At 65.6% G+C, this 15,361-nt stretch carries 13 protein-coding genes and 1 pseudogene; 11 read left to right on the top strand and 3 right to left on the bottom strand.

Annotated elements, in window-relative coordinates:
* Window positions 1-36 precede the first annotated feature (36 nt).
* The 10 genes and pseudogenes from IPL79_04880 to IPL79_04835 all read left to right on the top strand — a co-directional run bounded on the left by IPL79_04880 (window position 37) and on the right by IPL79_04835 (window position 9,634).
* Window positions 37-899: pseudogene (locus IPL79_04880) on the top strand (ABC transporter ATP-binding protein).
* Window positions 896-3,418, top strand: a complete 2,523-nt coding sequence (gene bamA, locus IPL79_04875; GenBank protein MBK9070322.1) for an outer membrane protein assembly factor BamA — start codon at window positions 896-898, stop codon at window positions 3,416-3,418. Before IPL79_04880 ends, bamA begins: the two are co-directional and overlap by 4 nt.
* Window positions 3,419-3,439: 21 nt before the next feature.
* A complete protein-coding gene (locus IPL79_04870; protein ID MBK9070321.1) occupies window positions 3,440-3,967 on the top strand; it encodes an OmpH family outer membrane protein in 528 nt (175 codons plus the stop codon).
* 210 nt (window positions 3,968-4,177) lie between these two features.
* The gene (gene fabZ / locus IPL79_04865; GenBank protein ID MBK9070320.1) at window positions 4,178-4,627 is read left to right on the top strand and encodes a 3-hydroxyacyl-ACP dehydratase FabZ; all 450 of its coding nucleotides are present in this window, start codon (window positions 4,178-4,180) and stop codon (window positions 4,625-4,627) included.
* The gene (locus IPL79_04860; protein ID MBK9070319.1) at window positions 4,627-5,967 is read left to right on the top strand and encodes a hypothetical protein; all 1,341 of its coding nucleotides are present in this window, start codon (window positions 4,627-4,629) and stop codon (window positions 5,965-5,967) included. The genes fabZ and IPL79_04860 overlap by 1 nt, the downstream gene beginning before the upstream one ends.
* On the top strand, window positions 5,964-6,776 hold the full coding sequence (locus tag IPL79_04855; protein ID MBK9070318.1) for an MFS transporter: 813 nt from the start codon (window positions 5,964-5,966) through the stop codon (window positions 6,774-6,776). Before IPL79_04860 ends, IPL79_04855 begins: the two co-directional genes overlap by 4 nt.
* Window positions 6,764-7,198: a hypothetical protein gene (locus IPL79_04850; protein ID MBK9070317.1), complete on the top strand. Its 435-nt coding sequence runs from the start codon at window positions 6,764-6,766 to the stop codon at window positions 7,196-7,198. The genes IPL79_04855 and IPL79_04850 overlap by 13 nt, the downstream gene beginning before the upstream one ends.
* Window positions 7,195-7,869, top strand: a complete 675-nt coding sequence (locus IPL79_04845; protein MBK9070316.1) for a hypothetical protein — start codon at window positions 7,195-7,197, stop codon at window positions 7,867-7,869. The genes IPL79_04850 and IPL79_04845 overlap by 4 nt, the downstream gene beginning before the upstream one ends.
* Before the next feature lie 288 nt (window positions 7,870-8,157).
* Window positions 8,158-8,331 (top strand): hypothetical protein, encoded by a 174-nt coding sequence (locus IPL79_04840; protein MBK9070315.1) that lies wholly within the window; start codon window positions 8,158-8,160, stop codon window positions 8,329-8,331.
* Between the two features lie 25 nt (window positions 8,332-8,356).
* The gene (locus IPL79_04835; protein MBK9070314.1) at window positions 8,357-9,634 is read left to right on the top strand and encodes a tRNA cytidylyltransferase; all 1,278 of its coding nucleotides are present in this window, start codon (window positions 8,357-8,359) and stop codon (window positions 9,632-9,634) included.
* Between the two features lie 246 nt (window positions 9,635-9,880).
* Here the strand turns inward: IPL79_04835 and IPL79_04830 are convergent, their stop codons facing one another.
* Genes IPL79_04830 through aroC form a run of 3 tightly spaced genes read right to left on the bottom strand, consistent with a single transcriptional unit; the run spans window position 9,881 to window position 12,799 of the window.
* Window positions 9,881-11,338 (bottom strand): acetate--CoA ligase family protein, encoded by a 1,458-nt coding sequence (locus tag IPL79_04830; GenBank protein ID MBK9070313.1) that lies wholly within the window; start codon window positions 11,336-11,338, stop codon window positions 9,881-9,883.
* 32 nt (window positions 11,339-11,370) lie between these two features.
* Window positions 11,371-11,697: a Rieske (2Fe-2S) protein gene (locus IPL79_04825; protein MBK9070312.1), complete on the bottom strand. Its 327-nt coding sequence runs from the start codon at window positions 11,695-11,697 to the stop codon at window positions 11,371-11,373.
* A gap of 22 nt (window positions 11,698-11,719) precedes the next feature.
* A complete protein-coding gene (gene aroC / locus IPL79_04820) occupies window positions 11,720-12,799 on the bottom strand; it encodes a chorismate synthase (GenBank protein ID MBK9070311.1) in 1,080 nt (359 codons plus the stop codon).
* A gap of 91 nt (window positions 12,800-12,890) precedes the next feature.
* On the opposite strand from aroC, the gene IPL79_04815 reads away from it, so the two are divergent.
* The gene (locus tag IPL79_04815; protein ID MBK9070310.1) at window positions 12,891-15,341 is read left to right on the top strand and encodes a hypothetical protein; all 2,451 of its coding nucleotides are present in this window, start codon (window positions 12,891-12,893) and stop codon (window positions 15,339-15,341) included.
* Window positions 15,342-15,361 lie beyond the last annotated feature (20 nt).

Below are 15,361 nucleotides of genomic sequence, written 5' to 3'. Positions count from 1 at the left end.
CCTGGTGAACGCGATTTACTTTGACCGGGGCAACGGATGGCCGGAGCGGCGAGTCCAATCGCGTTGACAGCATCATACCTCACAAGTAAGTTGCCGACTCTTTTGGAAAAACCCGTGACCCTCGGCTCGACAGACCTTCCGCCCACCGCGCCGCAAACGCCGCCGGCACCGCCCCCCGGCATCGGTGGCAGCGGGGCGACGCTCGATATCGTGAATCTTGGAAAAAGTTACCAACATCACGGGCGTCTGCTGCCGATTCTTTGGGACGTGAATCTATCCTTGGCCGCCGGCGAGATGGCCTCGATCGTCGGTTCGTCGGGCGTGGGCAAGTCGACATTTTTGCAGGTGCTGGGCACGCTGGATCTTCCCACCACCGGTTCAATTTTATTTAACGGCCGTGACGTCAGCCGGTTGTCGAAAGCCGCCCTCGCGCAATTTCGCAACCGCAACATTGGCTTTGTCTTCCAGTTCCATCATTGCTGCCGGAATTCACGGCGCTCGAAAACGTCATGATGCCATGCCTCATCGCCGGGCTGACCAGGCCCGAGGCCAGCGCAAGCGCGACCGCGCTTCTCGCCCGCGTTGGCCTGGCGCATCGCCTCGGCCACAAGCCTGGCGAACTCTCGGGTGGCGAACAACAGCGCGTCGCGATCGCGCGGGCGCTCGTCATGAAGCCGCCCCTGGTGCTCGCGGATGAACCCACCGGCAATCTCGATCCGCGTACCGGCCACGAGATTCGCGATTTGTTTGTCGAGCTCAATCGCGAGGTTGGCTCGACCTTGCTGGTGGTGACCCACAATGTTGAACTTGCGAGGATGATGCCGCGCTGCCTGCGGATGACCGAAGGCGGCCAGCTAAGAGAAGACGCGCCCCCCAGCGCAGAAGGTGATCTGTCGTGAAGCTTAATTTGCGGCGCCTTATGCGCGCCGGCGCGCTGACGTTTGCGGCGTATTTCATGGTGCCTACCGCCGCGGCGCAACCAACGCCTGAGACGCCAGCCGACGCCGCGCCGCCCGCGGCGCCCGACGTAGGCAGCGGCATGGTGTCGCTCGCGGGCAAGTGCATCGAGCGCATTGAATTTGCCGGCAATCGCATCATCGAGTCCGACGCGATCGCCGCGACGCTGATCAGCGAAAAAGGTAAGCCGCTTGAGCTCGCCAAGCTGCGCGAGGACATTCGCGCCATCTGGCGCATGGGGCAGTTTGCCGACGTCAGCGTCTCGGCGGAGCTGGTCGGCGACAGCCTGGTGCTGACGTACGAGGTGCGCGAACGCCCGCTCATCCACAAGGTTTTTATCTCCGGCAATTCGGGGGTGGGGCTCGAGGCTATCAACGAAGTGATCGATCTCAAGCTCGACACCATCCTCGACGTCGCGGCGGTCAAGACCAATCGCGATCGCATCGCCGCGCTGTATCGTCGCAGCGGGTTTTATCTGTCGAGCGTTAGCTATGCGACCAAGGCGGTCAACGACGCCGAGGTCGACGTCTATTTCGAAATCACCGAACAGACGCGCGTCGAAGTGCGCGAGGTGTTATTCATCGGCAACAACGCGGTGCCCGACGCCGAGCTGCGCGGCATTATCGCGACGCGGCGCCCGACGGTGATGGCCGCCTTGTTTGGCAAAAAGGCCAGCGCGGATCCAGACGCGCCGCCGCCGCCCGGCGTTTATGACGAGAGCGCGCTGTCGCGCGACTTGCAAATTATTCAGGCGCACTACTGGGACAAGGGCTACGCCGAGGTCGCCGTCGGCGAGCCGCAGCTGCGGCTATCGCGCGACAAGCGTTACATGTACGTCGCCATCCCCATCAACGAGGGGCCAATCTACTCGTTTGGCGAGATCAAGTTCTCCGGCGAGCTGCTTGGCGATGTGGCCGAGCACCACAAGCGCATCGGCGCCAAGGTCGGCGCGCAGTTCTCCCGCGCGGTGCTCGCCGCGGACCGCGAGCGCGTCGCCGCCTACTACATGGACCAAGGCTATGCCTACGCCAACGTCAACCCCAACATCGAAACCGACCCCAAGAAGCGCCTCGTCAAGCTTTCGTACGACATCGAGCGTGGCAAGAAGGTGTTCGTCGAGCGCATCAACATCCGCGGCAACTCCAAGACGCGCGACAAGGTGATTCGGCGCGAGATGACCCTCTCCGAAGGCGACCTCTACAGCGCCACCAAGCAAGACATTAGCCGGCGGCGCATTCAGGCGCTGGGCTACTTCGAGGACGAGCGCGTGCAGATTTCGACCTCCAAAGGCTCCAACGACGAGTTCATCGTCCTCGACGTCGAGGTCGCCGAACGCTCGACCGGGACGTTCCAGATTGGCGCTGGCTTCTCGTCTGACGAGGCCTTCATCCTGCAAGCGCAAATCGCCGACAACAACATGATGGGGCGGGGCCAAGCGTGGCAGATTCAAGCCCAGGTTTCCGGGCAGCGCCAAATCTTGTACGGCCGCTTCCAGGACCCTTATTTTCTCGATAGCCAGTGGACGCTTGGCGTCGATCTATACAACCAAAGCCGGGGCTTTGGCTCATTTGCCCGCAACGCGCTCGGTGGCAGCTTGACGCTTGGCTACCCGCTTTCGTATGAAGCGCGCACGTTCCTCACCTGGCGCGCCGAAGACGTCTCGGTGACGACCGGCGGCAGCGGCTTTACAAGCTTTGGCGCCTCGCGCGCGCCCGTCGAAAGCTCGACCGTTGCGAATCTGTATCGCGGCGGCTTTACCTCGTCGTTGCGCGCGGCCTTTTCGTGGGACTCGCGCAACAACCGGCTATTTCCGAGCAAGGGCTGGTATCACAACATTTTTGTCGAGGTCGCCGAAAAGGTCCTGCTCTCGGACAACGTCTTCGTGCGCTATGGCGGATTCTCGCGCTATTACCGCCGGCTTGGCGGCCCCTTTGTGCTCAAGCTCAATGCCGAGGTCGGCGTCACCACAAGCCGCGATCCGCTCGGGGTGCCAATTACCGAGCGCTACCTCGTGGGCGGCATCAACGACATCCGCGGATTTGGCCTGCGCGAGCTTGGGCCCCGATTGCGCACTAGTCGGCCAGGCGACCCAGGCCAGGGGCTGGGGGAGATCTCACTTGGCGGCAATCTCCAGATGATCTGGAACAGCGAAATCGAGTTTCCGCTGCTTAAGCAGCTCGGCGTTTCCGGCGTGGTGTTTTTCGATGCCGGCAACGCCTACAACCTCGAGGACCGGTACTGCTCGGGGCTATCTGGCGACAGCAACGGGACTTCGATTAAGTTCGACCCGTGTTTTTCGATGCCAAAGTCACTAATCGATGGTATTCGGACGTCAGCAGGCTTTGGCTTTCGCTGGCAGTCGCCGATTGGGCCACTTCGATTTGAATGGGGCATCCCGCTCGATCGTCAACCGTCTGAACGCCCCATCTTGTTTGAATTCACGATTGGTAACTTCCTGTAATTACTTGGAGAAGCTCGCATTATGACCAAGACATCGAACGTAATCTTGCTCGGCGCCGCGGTGCTGCTGAGCCCATTTTTTATCGATTTTGCACGCGGGGCGGTGGCTGCAAGTGGCGGCATGAAGGTTGCCGTGATCGATCTCGATCGCACGCTGCAAGAGACGCCGGCCGGCAAACGCGCGAGCACGGCCTTTGAGAAGGGGCGCCTGGCCAAACAAACCGAGCTCGACAAGAAACAAAAAGAGCTGCAGCGCATGGGCGCCGATCTCGACAAACAGAAGGCGGTCCTTAAGCCCGACGTCGAGGCGGCCAAACGAGGCGAGCTCGAGAAGAAATTTGTCGAGCTGCAGGAACTCTACGTCAAGCTGGAGCGCGAGCTCGCTGGAGACCGACAGAAGCTGATTACGGACATCCTCAAGAAGGCCAGCCCGATTATTGAAGAGGTCGCGCAAGCCGAAGGCGTCACCTTAGTGGTCGACCGCAGCGCGGTCATATTTGCCGATAAAAGCGTCGATCTGACCGACAAGGTCAACGCCCGCATGAAATAGCCGCATAGGGCCCGCGAATAAACAATTCAATCGCGCTCGTGGCGGATCCCTCCCGGATCGCATCGTTGCTCCTCGGTCACGTACCTACGGGTACGCTCCCTCGTCGCGCCTTGCGCTCCGGGCGCCTCAACCACGCGATTCGATCGAATTGTTCATTCGCGGGCCCTTGGGTTGTGCTGTAATGCCGCGGTGACCATTTCCGCGGCTACGTTGGTTGATTCGCCCAAAGCGGTGCTGGACATCTTGCCGCACCGCTTCCCGTTTTTGTTGATCGATCGTGTGATCGAGGCCAACGAGACGCGGTTGGTGGCGATCAAAAACGTAAGTTTCGGCGAGCCGGTGTTCCAAGGCCATTTCCCCGGCTTGCCGGTGTTCCCCGGCGTGCTGCAGCTTGAAGCCATGGCCCAGGCCGGCGCGCTGTTTGGCGCCTGCATTGCCGCCTTTGATCCTCAGGTCGACGCCGTCGTCTTAATGGCGATGGATGAGGTGAAGTTCCGCAAGCCGGTGGTGCCCGGCGATCAGCTGCGCATCGTGGTCGAGCCGCTGCGCAAGGGGCGCATCTTCAAGTTTAAAGGCACCTGCTTCGTGGACGACGCGGTGGTGTCGCAGGCGGTGATGTTGGCCGGCGCGGTTAACAAGAACAAGTTGCAGGCGAGCTGATGCGGCTTGCGATGTGTTGCTTCGTTGGGCTTGCGGCTTGCTCCGAGCGGGCGCCGCGAGAACGCCCACGCGCCGACGTGCCGGCGGTGCAAGTGGCGGCCTCGGCCGAGGCGATGCCCCTGGTCGAGGTGCGCGCGCGCGAGCCCAACGACACGTGGGAGGCGGCGACGCCGCTGGCGGTGGGCGAGCAGGCGCACGACGCGATGAGTGCGGCAAGTGATCGCGATATTTTTGCCCTCGCCATCGACCGCCCGCGCGTGATCGCGGTGACGCTGAGCGCGCTTGCGGATGCGGATCTCGTGCTCGAAATTTCGGACACCAGCGGCACCGTGTTGGCGATTGCCGATACTGGCCCCGCCGGCACGGTCGAAGGCGTGCCCAACCTACGACTCGAGCCGGGGCGCTACGCCATCACCGTCACCGAATTTGTCAAAAAGGCGGCGCGCCCGCGCAAGGGCGCTAAAGACGCGGCGCCGGCAACTCCCGCGTCGCGCGACCCCGGGCAGGCCAAGTACACCCTTGCGATCGCCGACGCGGCGGTTGCGCTAGAGGACGAACGCGAGCCCAACGAAACCGCCCCGCAAGCAAGTCCGCTCGCGCTTGCGGAAAGCAAAAAAGGCTTTGTCGGCTGGCGTGGCGATCGCGATGTCTGGCAGCTGGCGACCGAGGGCCTTAGCGTCGACAACGTAATCGATGTGCAGGTTATGGGCGTGCCCGGGGTCACCTTGACCGTGGAGGTGCTCGGCGCCGACGAAGTTGCCGAGCCGTTGATGTCGCGACGGGCCAAGACGACGGGCCCATTTTTTCTGCGCGGGCTGCCGGTGGCCGCAGGCGCGGCGTGGTTGCGCATCTCTGGCTCGCCGGCCAATCCGCTGACCAGCTACGAGGTGCAATTTTTCGCCCGCTACGCCGAGCCCGATGTCGGTGCCGATGCCCCGGCGGAGTCCGAGCCCAATGATCGCGCCGAGACGGCGACGCGGCTGAGCGAGCAAGGTGTCTTGGGCTGGCTCGATCAAGGCGACGTCGACGTGTTCGAAGTAGAGGCGCAACTTTCGGCGATTGAAGTTGTCGTCGTGCCCAGCGAGTTCATGGATGTTGCCTTGGAAGAAACCGCCGGCGGTAAGGTGTTGCGCACGGCCAATGCGGGCGCGCTTGGCGTAAGCGAGCGCTTGCCATTGGCCGCGGGGCGTGCGGCTAGCTTCGCCGTGCGCCCCGTCAAGCGCCGCGGCGAGACCACGCTTGGTGGCGGCGAGGCTCGGTATAAAATCGAGCGCATCGAGGTCACCCCGGCGCCCGCGGCGTTGGCCCCAGGTGACGATGCGCCGGAGCCCTCGCCGTGAAGTTGACCGGCGGCTGGATCGTCGCCGGCTTGGCCGTGGCCAACCTCATCAGCTATGCCAGTCGCAACGCGCTCGCGCCGGTGCACGATGCGCTCGTAGAAAAATATGCGCTGAGCAATCAATTCCTCGGCATCCTCGACGCGGCGTTTATTTTTGCCCACGCCTTGGCCACGCCCGTCATGGGGTGGCTCGGCGATCGCGTGCACCGCACGCGCTTGCTGGTGTGGGCCGTCGCCCTCGCCAGCCTTGCCTTGGCGCTGGGCGCGATCGCGCCGTCGCCGTGGTTGCTGCTGGCTACGCGCGTGATCGGTGGCATGTCGACCGCGGCGGTGGTGCCGGTCGCCAACTCAATCCTCGGCGAGCTCGCGATGTCGCGCGGCGCGCTGGACGGGCGCGGCAAGGCGCGCATGCTCGCGACGTTTAGTCTGGGCCTGTTGTTTGGCGCGGTGGCGGCGTTTGGGCTCGGCACAACCCTGCCGTATCCGTGGCATCTGGTCGCCATTGGCGGCCTGGGGCTGGTGGTCACGCTGCTGCTGACCACCCTCGACGTGCCGGCTTTTCGTGGCGACGCGCAACACGCCGCGACGCGCGTGGGTTCCAGCCTAACGCAGCTCATCGGCGCCATGGCCGAGGTCGGCCGAAATGGCGCCTTGAGGCGCCTCGTCGTCAGCGCCACGCTGATGGCGTTTGGCGCCGGGGCCTATAACAAGTGGTTGCTCCAGTATTTGCTCCACGAGCGCGGTTTCTCGAACGATGCCGCGAGGAACCTTTTGGCGCCTCGATCGCGGTCGGGGTGGTGGGCATCCTGATCGGCGGCGCGGTCTCCGACCGCTGGCGCCGCACGCGCATCGCCGGGCGTCTCTATGCGATGGCGATGTCGATGGCGCTCACCGTGCCTTGCTCGTATCTCGCGCTACGCGGCCCGGATGTCACGTTTATCCCCGCCTGCCTGCTAAACATGTTTTTCATTTCTTGGTATCACGGCCCGATGGCGGCGACGATCGACGATTTGGCACCGCCCGGCATGGCGGCAACGGCGCAGGGCCTCGTAATCTTTTTCATGCATGCGGTCGGGACCAGCCTTGGCATTTACTCGGTCGGGTTGCTGGCCGATTCGTATCGGCTTTCGACGGCGCTGATGCTGCCGCTGGTCGCGATCATATTTGCCGCGGTCGCCATGATGAGGTCGACGGGGCGCTTTGTCACGCATATGGAGGGAGCCACGACATGAACAAGTTTTTACAACTGCAGCTATGCGGCATGCTCATGGTTGCCTGTGCCCTCCATGGTGGTTGCGGCGCGCGGCAGGGTGGCCCTGGCGGGGCCATCGCCTCATACCGCCGTGCCCTCGAACGCGGCAAGTTTTCCGTCGCCTACGATATGATGTCAGCCGAGTATCGCGCCCGCGTCAGCGAGAACGAATTTGTCGAGCTGATGAAGGCCTCACCCACCGACGTCGCGGCGACGGTCAAAGAACTAGGCGGGTCGTTTTCGACCGCCGAACGCGCGACGTTTCGTTATGGCGTGGGTGAATCGATCGAACTCATCGTCGAGCAGGGCCAATGGCGCCTCGCCCACGACCCAAGCCAGCTCTACGACCAAAGCACGCCGCATGCCGCGGTGAGAGCCTTCGCGCGTGCGTATCGTTTTTCAAAATGGGACGTCATGCTGCGGCTGGTGCCGTTGCCGTATCGCGATGCCATGTCGGTCGAGACGGTGAAAGCACAATTTACGGGCGAACAGAAAAACCAAATGGATACACTCGTGGAGCTGCTCGAGACGGCCCCCATCGAGGGCGTCGCCGTGGACGGCGCAGAGGCGACGTTGTCGCTCGGGCTTGCCGGGACGGTGAGGCTGGTTCGCGAAGCCGACGGCCGGTGGTGTCTACGCGACATACAATAGGCGCAAGAGACTGCCATTGGCGGGGATGTAGGCGGGCCGCGCCCTGAGGCTCAAACACGGCACAATGCGGCGCGCACGGGCGCGATGTGACGACAATTGTCACCAGCAAGTGTGGATCGCACAGCCCACAACGTCTCGCCAAAAGGATAGGAGCTTTTGTAGTTACCATGCGTTAGTATGAAGGTATGGGTTCAAGCAGGGTAGGCGTAAGACTTGCAGTAGGTTGCCGTGAGGCATTCATACGGCCCAGAAACGACGTCGCAACGTAACGAGAAAGGCGGGTGACCAATGTTAGATCCATGGATTATCGAAGAGATTCTTCGTCGCGAGCGCGAACAACGTCGCGACGAATCCGCCCGGATCGAACTGCCCGTCGACGCCCCGTCGTCGCGTGAGCACATGCCACCCCCAGCCAAGCCTGCCGAAGAATCCGAGCGCGGCGTCGTCGTTATCGACATGTAGCGGTTTTGCCTGTACGTAGGGCTCCATGACGACAACGCTGGCGGCGCAGCTCGCTGGGCAGCTCCCCGCCGATGTGGCGGGCGTTTGCGCCACGCTCACGCAGGCGGGCCACGCCGCGGTCGTGGTTGGCGGAGCGGTGCGCGATGCGCTCATGGGCCGGCTGGCTGCGGATTGGGATGTTGCAACGGACGCCGCGCCGGCGACGGTGCAGCGGCTGTTCCCGCGCACGATCGCCACCGGCCTTGAACACGGCACGGTGACGGTGCTCGCGGGGCCCAAGCGGCGGTGCGTCGAGGTGACGACCTTTCGCGGCGAGGGCGTCTACCTCGATGCGCGCAGGCCGAGCTCGGTGACGTTTGGCGTGCCGTTGCGCGAGGATCTGGCACGCCGCGATATCACCGTTAACGCGATCGCGTTTGATCCTGCGACGCAGACGCTCATCGATCCATTTGACGGCATCCTCGATATTGAGCGCAAGGTGATCCGCGCCGTTGGCGACCCGGTGGCGCGCCTGGCGGAAGATGGCCTGCGCGTGATGCGGGTCGTTCGCTTCGCCGCGACGCTGCATTTTTCGATCGAGCCGGCGACGGAGGCGGCGCTGAGCGAGGCGTTGCCATCATTGGCGAAGGTCGCGGGCGAGCGTATCAAGAGCGAGATGTGGAAGCTGCTCGCGGCCCCCGCGGTGGCGCCGATGCTGCAGCTGATGGCGAGGCGCGGCATCGCGCAACAAGTTGCCCCCGAATGGGCGCTTGCGAACGTGGCGGCGCTGGCCCCAGTCTTGGATGCGAGCGAGGCCGCCATGCGGCTCGATGCCATCGAACGCCTCGCCATCTTGATCGCGTCGGCATCTGCCGGCGATCCTGATCGCGCGCACGCCGCCGCCATTGCCCTGGCCATGCGGTGGCGCTGTTCCATCGCCGAGCGCCAGGCGCTCGCGGCGGTGGCGCGCGGCCTCGTCGAAAGCGAGTCGGTGAGCGAGGGCCTGGCCGCGGCGTCGTGTTTGGCACGCGCAGGGCGGCCGCATGTTGCGGCGCTGATGCGCGCGCTTCGCGCGATGGGCGCGTCCCTGCCGCGGACGCGTACGGCCCATGGCACCATGCAAGCAGGCCTTGATGCGGGGCTGGCGTTGTCGACCAAGGAGCTGCCTCTCGACGGCGCCGACTTGATGGCACTGGCCCAGCGCCCCGCGGGCGTCTGGGTCGGACAAACCTTGCAAGCCTTGCTTGCCTGGACCTGGGAGGCGCCGGCCGAGCGCACCAATGCAGCGGCCCTCCGCGCGCACGCGCTATCCATGATGGCATAGGGGGCGTCCCCGGTAAGCCACCTCGTTGCGCTGCTCACGACGCGCCAGACTACCGGCAGGTGGCGCACGTTTCTTCCGCGAGCATAGATTGCAGGGCGGTGGGGCTAGCACCAAGGGCTGTGGATACCACAGCCGTCTCGCACTACCCCGGAGGGCCGCTATCTGCGAGCAGGAAGACACGTGCGCCCACCTGCCGGTCCACCCACACTATCTGCGAGCAGGAAGACACGTGCGCCCACCTGCCGTTCACCGTGGAAACGTCGCGCCCGCGCGCAAGATATACGCGTCGGCGACGACGGAGGCCGCAGGCGAGCTCGCGACGACCACGCGGTCGAGCACGAGTTCGGTGATTTCGTTGCCGAGTTGGAACGCGAGATGCGACGCGCGCAGCATGATGTCGGCAAAGCCATCTCGGTCGAGCGCAGCCTCGCCGGCTCGCGTCGTCGTGACCAAGTTCGCCAAGTGCTCCGCGTCCTTGGGTGAGAGCGGAATCGGCACGATTTCGGGTGCGCGTCCCGCGCCAGGGTCGAGCACCATGGACCAGCCGAGCTGGCCGAGTTGCAAGAAGCGCAGGCGCGCGTTGCGCCCGACCGGCACGCTGGCGCGGACGACGGCGGCCGCCTCGGCCTCGCCCGCCTTCATCACGGACAGAAAGGCGCGGCGGACATCGGCGGCAGAAACAATGCCGCTTTCGACAACGGCGCCTTTGCTTTCGGGCAAGGCGTCGGCGCCCCATCGCTTCATCTCAACCGGATAGCCGATGGTCTTGGCAATGCGCAAGGCGGCCGAGGGCGTGGAGGCGATTGCCTGGCGCGTGACCGCGACGCCAAATGCGGCGAGAAAGACCTTCGTCTCGTGATCGCCGAGCTTGGCCTGCCGGTCAGCCAGCGCCATGCGTGCGCGGGCAAAGCGAACCTCGTCGACGGCGGGCGGCACAGCTTGTGCGCGTGAGCGACGCCGCTCTGCGGCTTGGCCGCAGCACATGGCCGCCAGCATGGCATTGCGCACGCCACGCAGCGCCCGCGGGGCGGCGTCGGCTGCACTTGGCAACACCGCGACGGGCACAACCATCGCGTTGGTTGCGCTGCGGGTCGCCGGCGCGCCGTCGTCGTTGGCGTCGATGAGCACGAGCTGGGCGGGCCCGGCGCCGCGCGTCGGCATGAGCTGCAGTTGTTGCCGTCGGCCTGCAAGCTCTAGGTCCGCCACGACCGTGGCGGCGACGCGCTCCATCCAGCTGCCGGGGGCGGCGACCAGCGCCACCGCCGCGCCTTGCGGCATGCCATGCCAGGCGCACAGCGCGATGACCTCGGTCCACACATCGGGGTCGTCGCAGACCACAGCGCCAAGCGACCACAAAAACGACGCGCCTGCGATCCGCTCGAGCGCGCGATCAGAGAGGCGGTCGCTGCTCTTTTCAGACGGTGCCAGGCGAGGCACGCAAACAATGAGCTGGCTGCCCGCCGATTGGGCGGCCGCGGCGAGCGCAACCAGGCCGCCCACCTGGCTCGCCTCGCGATCGCAATAGTACGCAATGATGGCGCCATCGCGGGCGGCGCGCTGCAGCGCGAGCAGCGATTCATGCGCATCGCAGGGTAGGCCGCGCGATCGCAAAACCTCGCACACCTCGGGCAACTGCGCGCCGCCTACCGCAACCAGCGTGGCGTCCGGTCGCGTGTTGGCGTTATGTGCCGCGGCAAGTCCCATATGCGCGCAAGATTGCTCGCGCTCTTGGCAAGCTAACGAGATCTCGCGGTGGGGTCAAGCAAACCGTCGTCACCGGCCGGCAAGGGGACCAGGCCGGGGCAGCCAGCGCGCGCCGTTGGCACGACAATCACCCCGTCTGCCAGCCTAAATTCCCAATTGTGCCGCGGGCATACAAGATTGTCTTGGTCGATGTAGCCTTCCGATAACGGCGCGTATTGGTGGGGGCAGCGGTCTTCAAAAACCGCGAGCCCGCCGCTGTGACCGCGCGCCACCACCAGCTCGCGGCCGTCCGCGGTTGCCGCCAGGACCTCGCCGGGCCGGCAACGCGCAAGCGCGGTTTTGAGGGAGGGTCGCGACATGAATAAGTGAATGCGTAGTTGGTTATGCATGCAGCTGATGCCGTTGGCGCAGCATCATGTCGACGAGCACGAGCGCCGTCATCGCCTCGACGATCGGCACCGCACGCGGTAGCACGCACGGATCGTGTCGCCCCTTGGGCGCTAAGGTGGCCGCATCGCCGCCCGGCGTGATGCTGGCTTGCGGCTGCATGATGGTGGCGGTGGGTTTAAACGCGATGCGCATCTCGATGCATTCGCCATTGGAGATGCCGCCTTGAATGCCGCCCGAGCGATTGGTCTTGGTGCGCACCTTGCCGTCGAAGTAGAACTCATCATTGTGCTCGCTGCCGCGCAGGCGTGTGCCCGCAAAGCCCGAGCCGATTTCAAAGCCCTTCACCGCCGGCAAACTCATCATGGCGCGCGCGAGCTCGGCATCGAGTTTTTCAAAGACCGGCTCGCCCCAGCCCGCAGGCACGCCGCGCGCGATCGCGGTGATGACGCCGCCGAGGGAATCGCCCTGTTTGCGCGCGGCCTCAATCGCGGCCTGCATGGCGGCGGCAGCGGCAGGCGCGGGGCAGCGCACTAGGTGCCTGTCGACGTCGCCGCGTGAGATGGCGAGGAGGTCGAGCGGTTCCTCAATGCCGATCGTATGCACCTGCGAGACCCACGCGACGATCTGTACGCCCAGTGGCGCAAGCACGGCCTCGGCAATTGCGCCCGCGGCGACGCGCGCCGCGGTTTCGCGCGCGCTGGCACGGCCCCCCCCGCTTGCGGCGGCGATGCCATATTTGGCGCGATACGTGTAGTCGGCGTGCGAGGGCCGCAAGATGGCCTCGGTGGCGTAATCCTTAGGGCGCGCGTCGGCGTTGCGGATCAAGAGGCCAATCGGCGTGCCAAGCGCCACGCCGTCGGCGACGCCCGAGAGCAGCTCGACCTCATCAGCTTCCTGCCGCTGCGTGGTGAGGTGACTCTGACCTGGACGCCGGCGATCCATTTGCGCCGCGATCGCCGCGAGGTCGATCTTGGTTTGCGCCGGGCAACCGTCGATGATGGCGCCAAGGCCAGCGCCGTGAGACTCGCCAAAGGTCGTCACGCGAAACGCACGGCCAAAGGTGTTGCCCATGCCATATTCTAGCGAGTGCCGGCCGATGGCGCGACGAGGTGGTGTACATTAGTGTCGCCTTAGGGCGCGCGGCGCCGACAGGACGATAGCGATGACGGACGAAGAACAACGGTTGCGTTCGGCGGTTGCCCGCGATCCCGGGGGCGCGGCGTTCCTGGCGTTGGGTGAGCTGTTGTTTGCTAGGGGCGATGCGGCCGAGGCGGTGTTGGTGCTTGAGCAGGGCTTGGCTCACGCAACGCGCGGCGCGCACCTTGAGGAGGCAAAAGAACTTTTGGCGCTCGCGATGCGTCGACCTCGCGGAGGCACTGGCCTGCTTGAGGGCTTGCGCAAGACGGCGCCGCCACCCCCACCGCTCAAGGCACCAGACACGATGCCCTCGGGTGCGCCGTCGGGCATGTTGCTTGCCTCGCCACCGGCGGCACCGCCCACGGTTGTGACCAGCGCGCCAAGACCGCCCGCAGCGCCGCCCCCCATACGCGTCACCGCGCCGCCACCAGTCGCGCCGCCGGTGCTCGCGACGTCCCCGATCGTGCCGCCCCCGCCACTTGCACCGCCGCGCGTCACCGCGCCGCCTCAGGGGCGACCATCCTCACCGGGTTCCAAGCACGTCCCAATGCCAACGCCACAAGATATCGTCGGGCTAGCGGCGAGGCCTCGGGTGGTCGGCGGCGAAAAGCCCGTCGATGCGGCGACGGCGGCGCTGCACTACGCCGCCTCGATGGGGCATGAGCATCTACCGGCCTTGTTGCGTGGAGGCCTGCTTAGCGTTCCAGGGATTTTCTTGCCGCCTTCGCAGTTGCAGGAACGCCGACGGCAACGCCGCCAACGGCGATGGGCGCTGCGCTTGGTTGCGGTTGCGGCCGTGCTGACGCTCGCGCTCGTGGGCATCTTTTTTAAGTCGCGTATCGAACAACAAGCCCGAGATGCCGCCGCACGCGATGTGCTGGCGCTTGCCGAGACGAGCTTGGTGGCCGGCAGCTACGACGCGCTGGCGAGCGCCCAAGCCAAACTCGAGACGCTCGTCGCGCGCGATCGCCGCCTGCACCACGAGCTGGTCTTGCTCAGGGTGCGCGCCGCGCGTGAGGTCTTGTTTGGTATCGCCCCGGGTGCCATGCCGGCGGCGATTCTCAGCTCGAGCGAGCCGGCGGCCGTGGGCGGGCGGGCGATCTATGCGCTCGCCCACGCCCTGGCGAGTGGCGAGGGCGATGTGGCCGCCTTCGAAGCGCTCGCGGGCTCAAGCGATCCGTTGGCGCGATGGCTGCGCGCGCGCCACCTCGCCAGCCGCGACCAAGCACAAGCGTTGGCGCAATTTGACGCGATGACGCCACAGGTGCCGATGGCGGCCATCGATCGCGCGGCGTTGTTGCTCGATAGCGGCGAGCTCGCGACCGGTGAGGCCTTGCTCGCCTCGCTCGAGGCTGCGGGCAAGGCCGCCGACGGGGCGCAAGACCAAGCGCTGGTATGGGTGGAGCAGGCCATCTTGCGCGCCGAGCGCGGCTACGAGATCGCGGCCGCCTTTGATATCCTCAACGTTGCGCTCGATCGCGAGCTGGGGCCGCGTATCGCCAACATGCGTTGGTATGCGCAGGCCTATGCCTCGCTGATGCTCGACGATTTCGGCGGCGCCGAGACTGCCATCGCAAAAGTAGCGGCGCCCTTCGAGCCACGCCTGCGGGCGCGGCTCGGCATCCTGCAAATCTTGCTCGGCGATATCAGCTCCGCGCGCGACTTGCACGCGCTGCTTCCCGTCGGCGACGCCTCGGTGTTGGCAGGTGAATTCCGCGCGGCCATCGCGCTGACGCAAGGCAGGCCCACCGAGGCCTTGCGCGCGCTTGGCGCGCCGGGCGCGACCCAGACGGTGCGCGCCGCCATCTTGCGCGCGCAGGCGATGATCGACCTTCGCGACTTTGCGGGCGCGAAGGCCGTGCTGGCGCCAAGGCGCGCCATTGCCGTCGATAGCCTCGAGGTCGAGGTGTACTATCAAATGGCCACGTTGCTCGCGACCGCGGGGGCGAGGGACACCGCCGAGCTTGAGCGCATTTCGCGGCGCAGCAAGTCCAAGCTTGGGCGGCACGTGCTGGCGGTGGCGCTGCTATGGCAGGGCCGCTGCGAAGAAGCCGAGCGTCAGCTGCGGCGAGCCACCGAGGATATTTCTCCCGAAGAGCCAAACCCGATGCTCTATCGTTCGTGGGCGGCGATGGCCGAGCAGCGGCTTTGCGTCGGCGACCTTGCGGGCGCGCGGCAATATGCGCAGCAGACGCTCGAGCTAGTCGACTGGTATGCCCCCGCTAAGGCGATCGACTCGACCGCGCTCGTGCTAGCGGGCGAAGGCAAAAAGGCGCGCGAGGCGCTGCTTGCGTTCGAGGCCACGCCCGAGGTGCTGTGCGGCCGTTGCGAAGTCGCGCTGGCGCAAGTTTTGGTCCCCGACGTCGCTACCGCGACGCCCGCTGATCTGCAACGCGCGACCGCCGCCGTGGATCGCGCGGTGGCCAAGGGCGCGGGCGACGTGGCAGCCGCCGAGCGCACGCGCCTTGGCCTGTAGGGCAGGCGGCGCGACCCTTG

Source organism: Myxococcales bacterium (genome assembly GCA_016716835.1).
GTDB lineage: Bacteria > Myxococcota_A > Polyangia > Haliangiales > Haliangiaceae > JADJUW01.
This window is presented reverse-complemented; position numbering and strand designations above follow the sequence as displayed.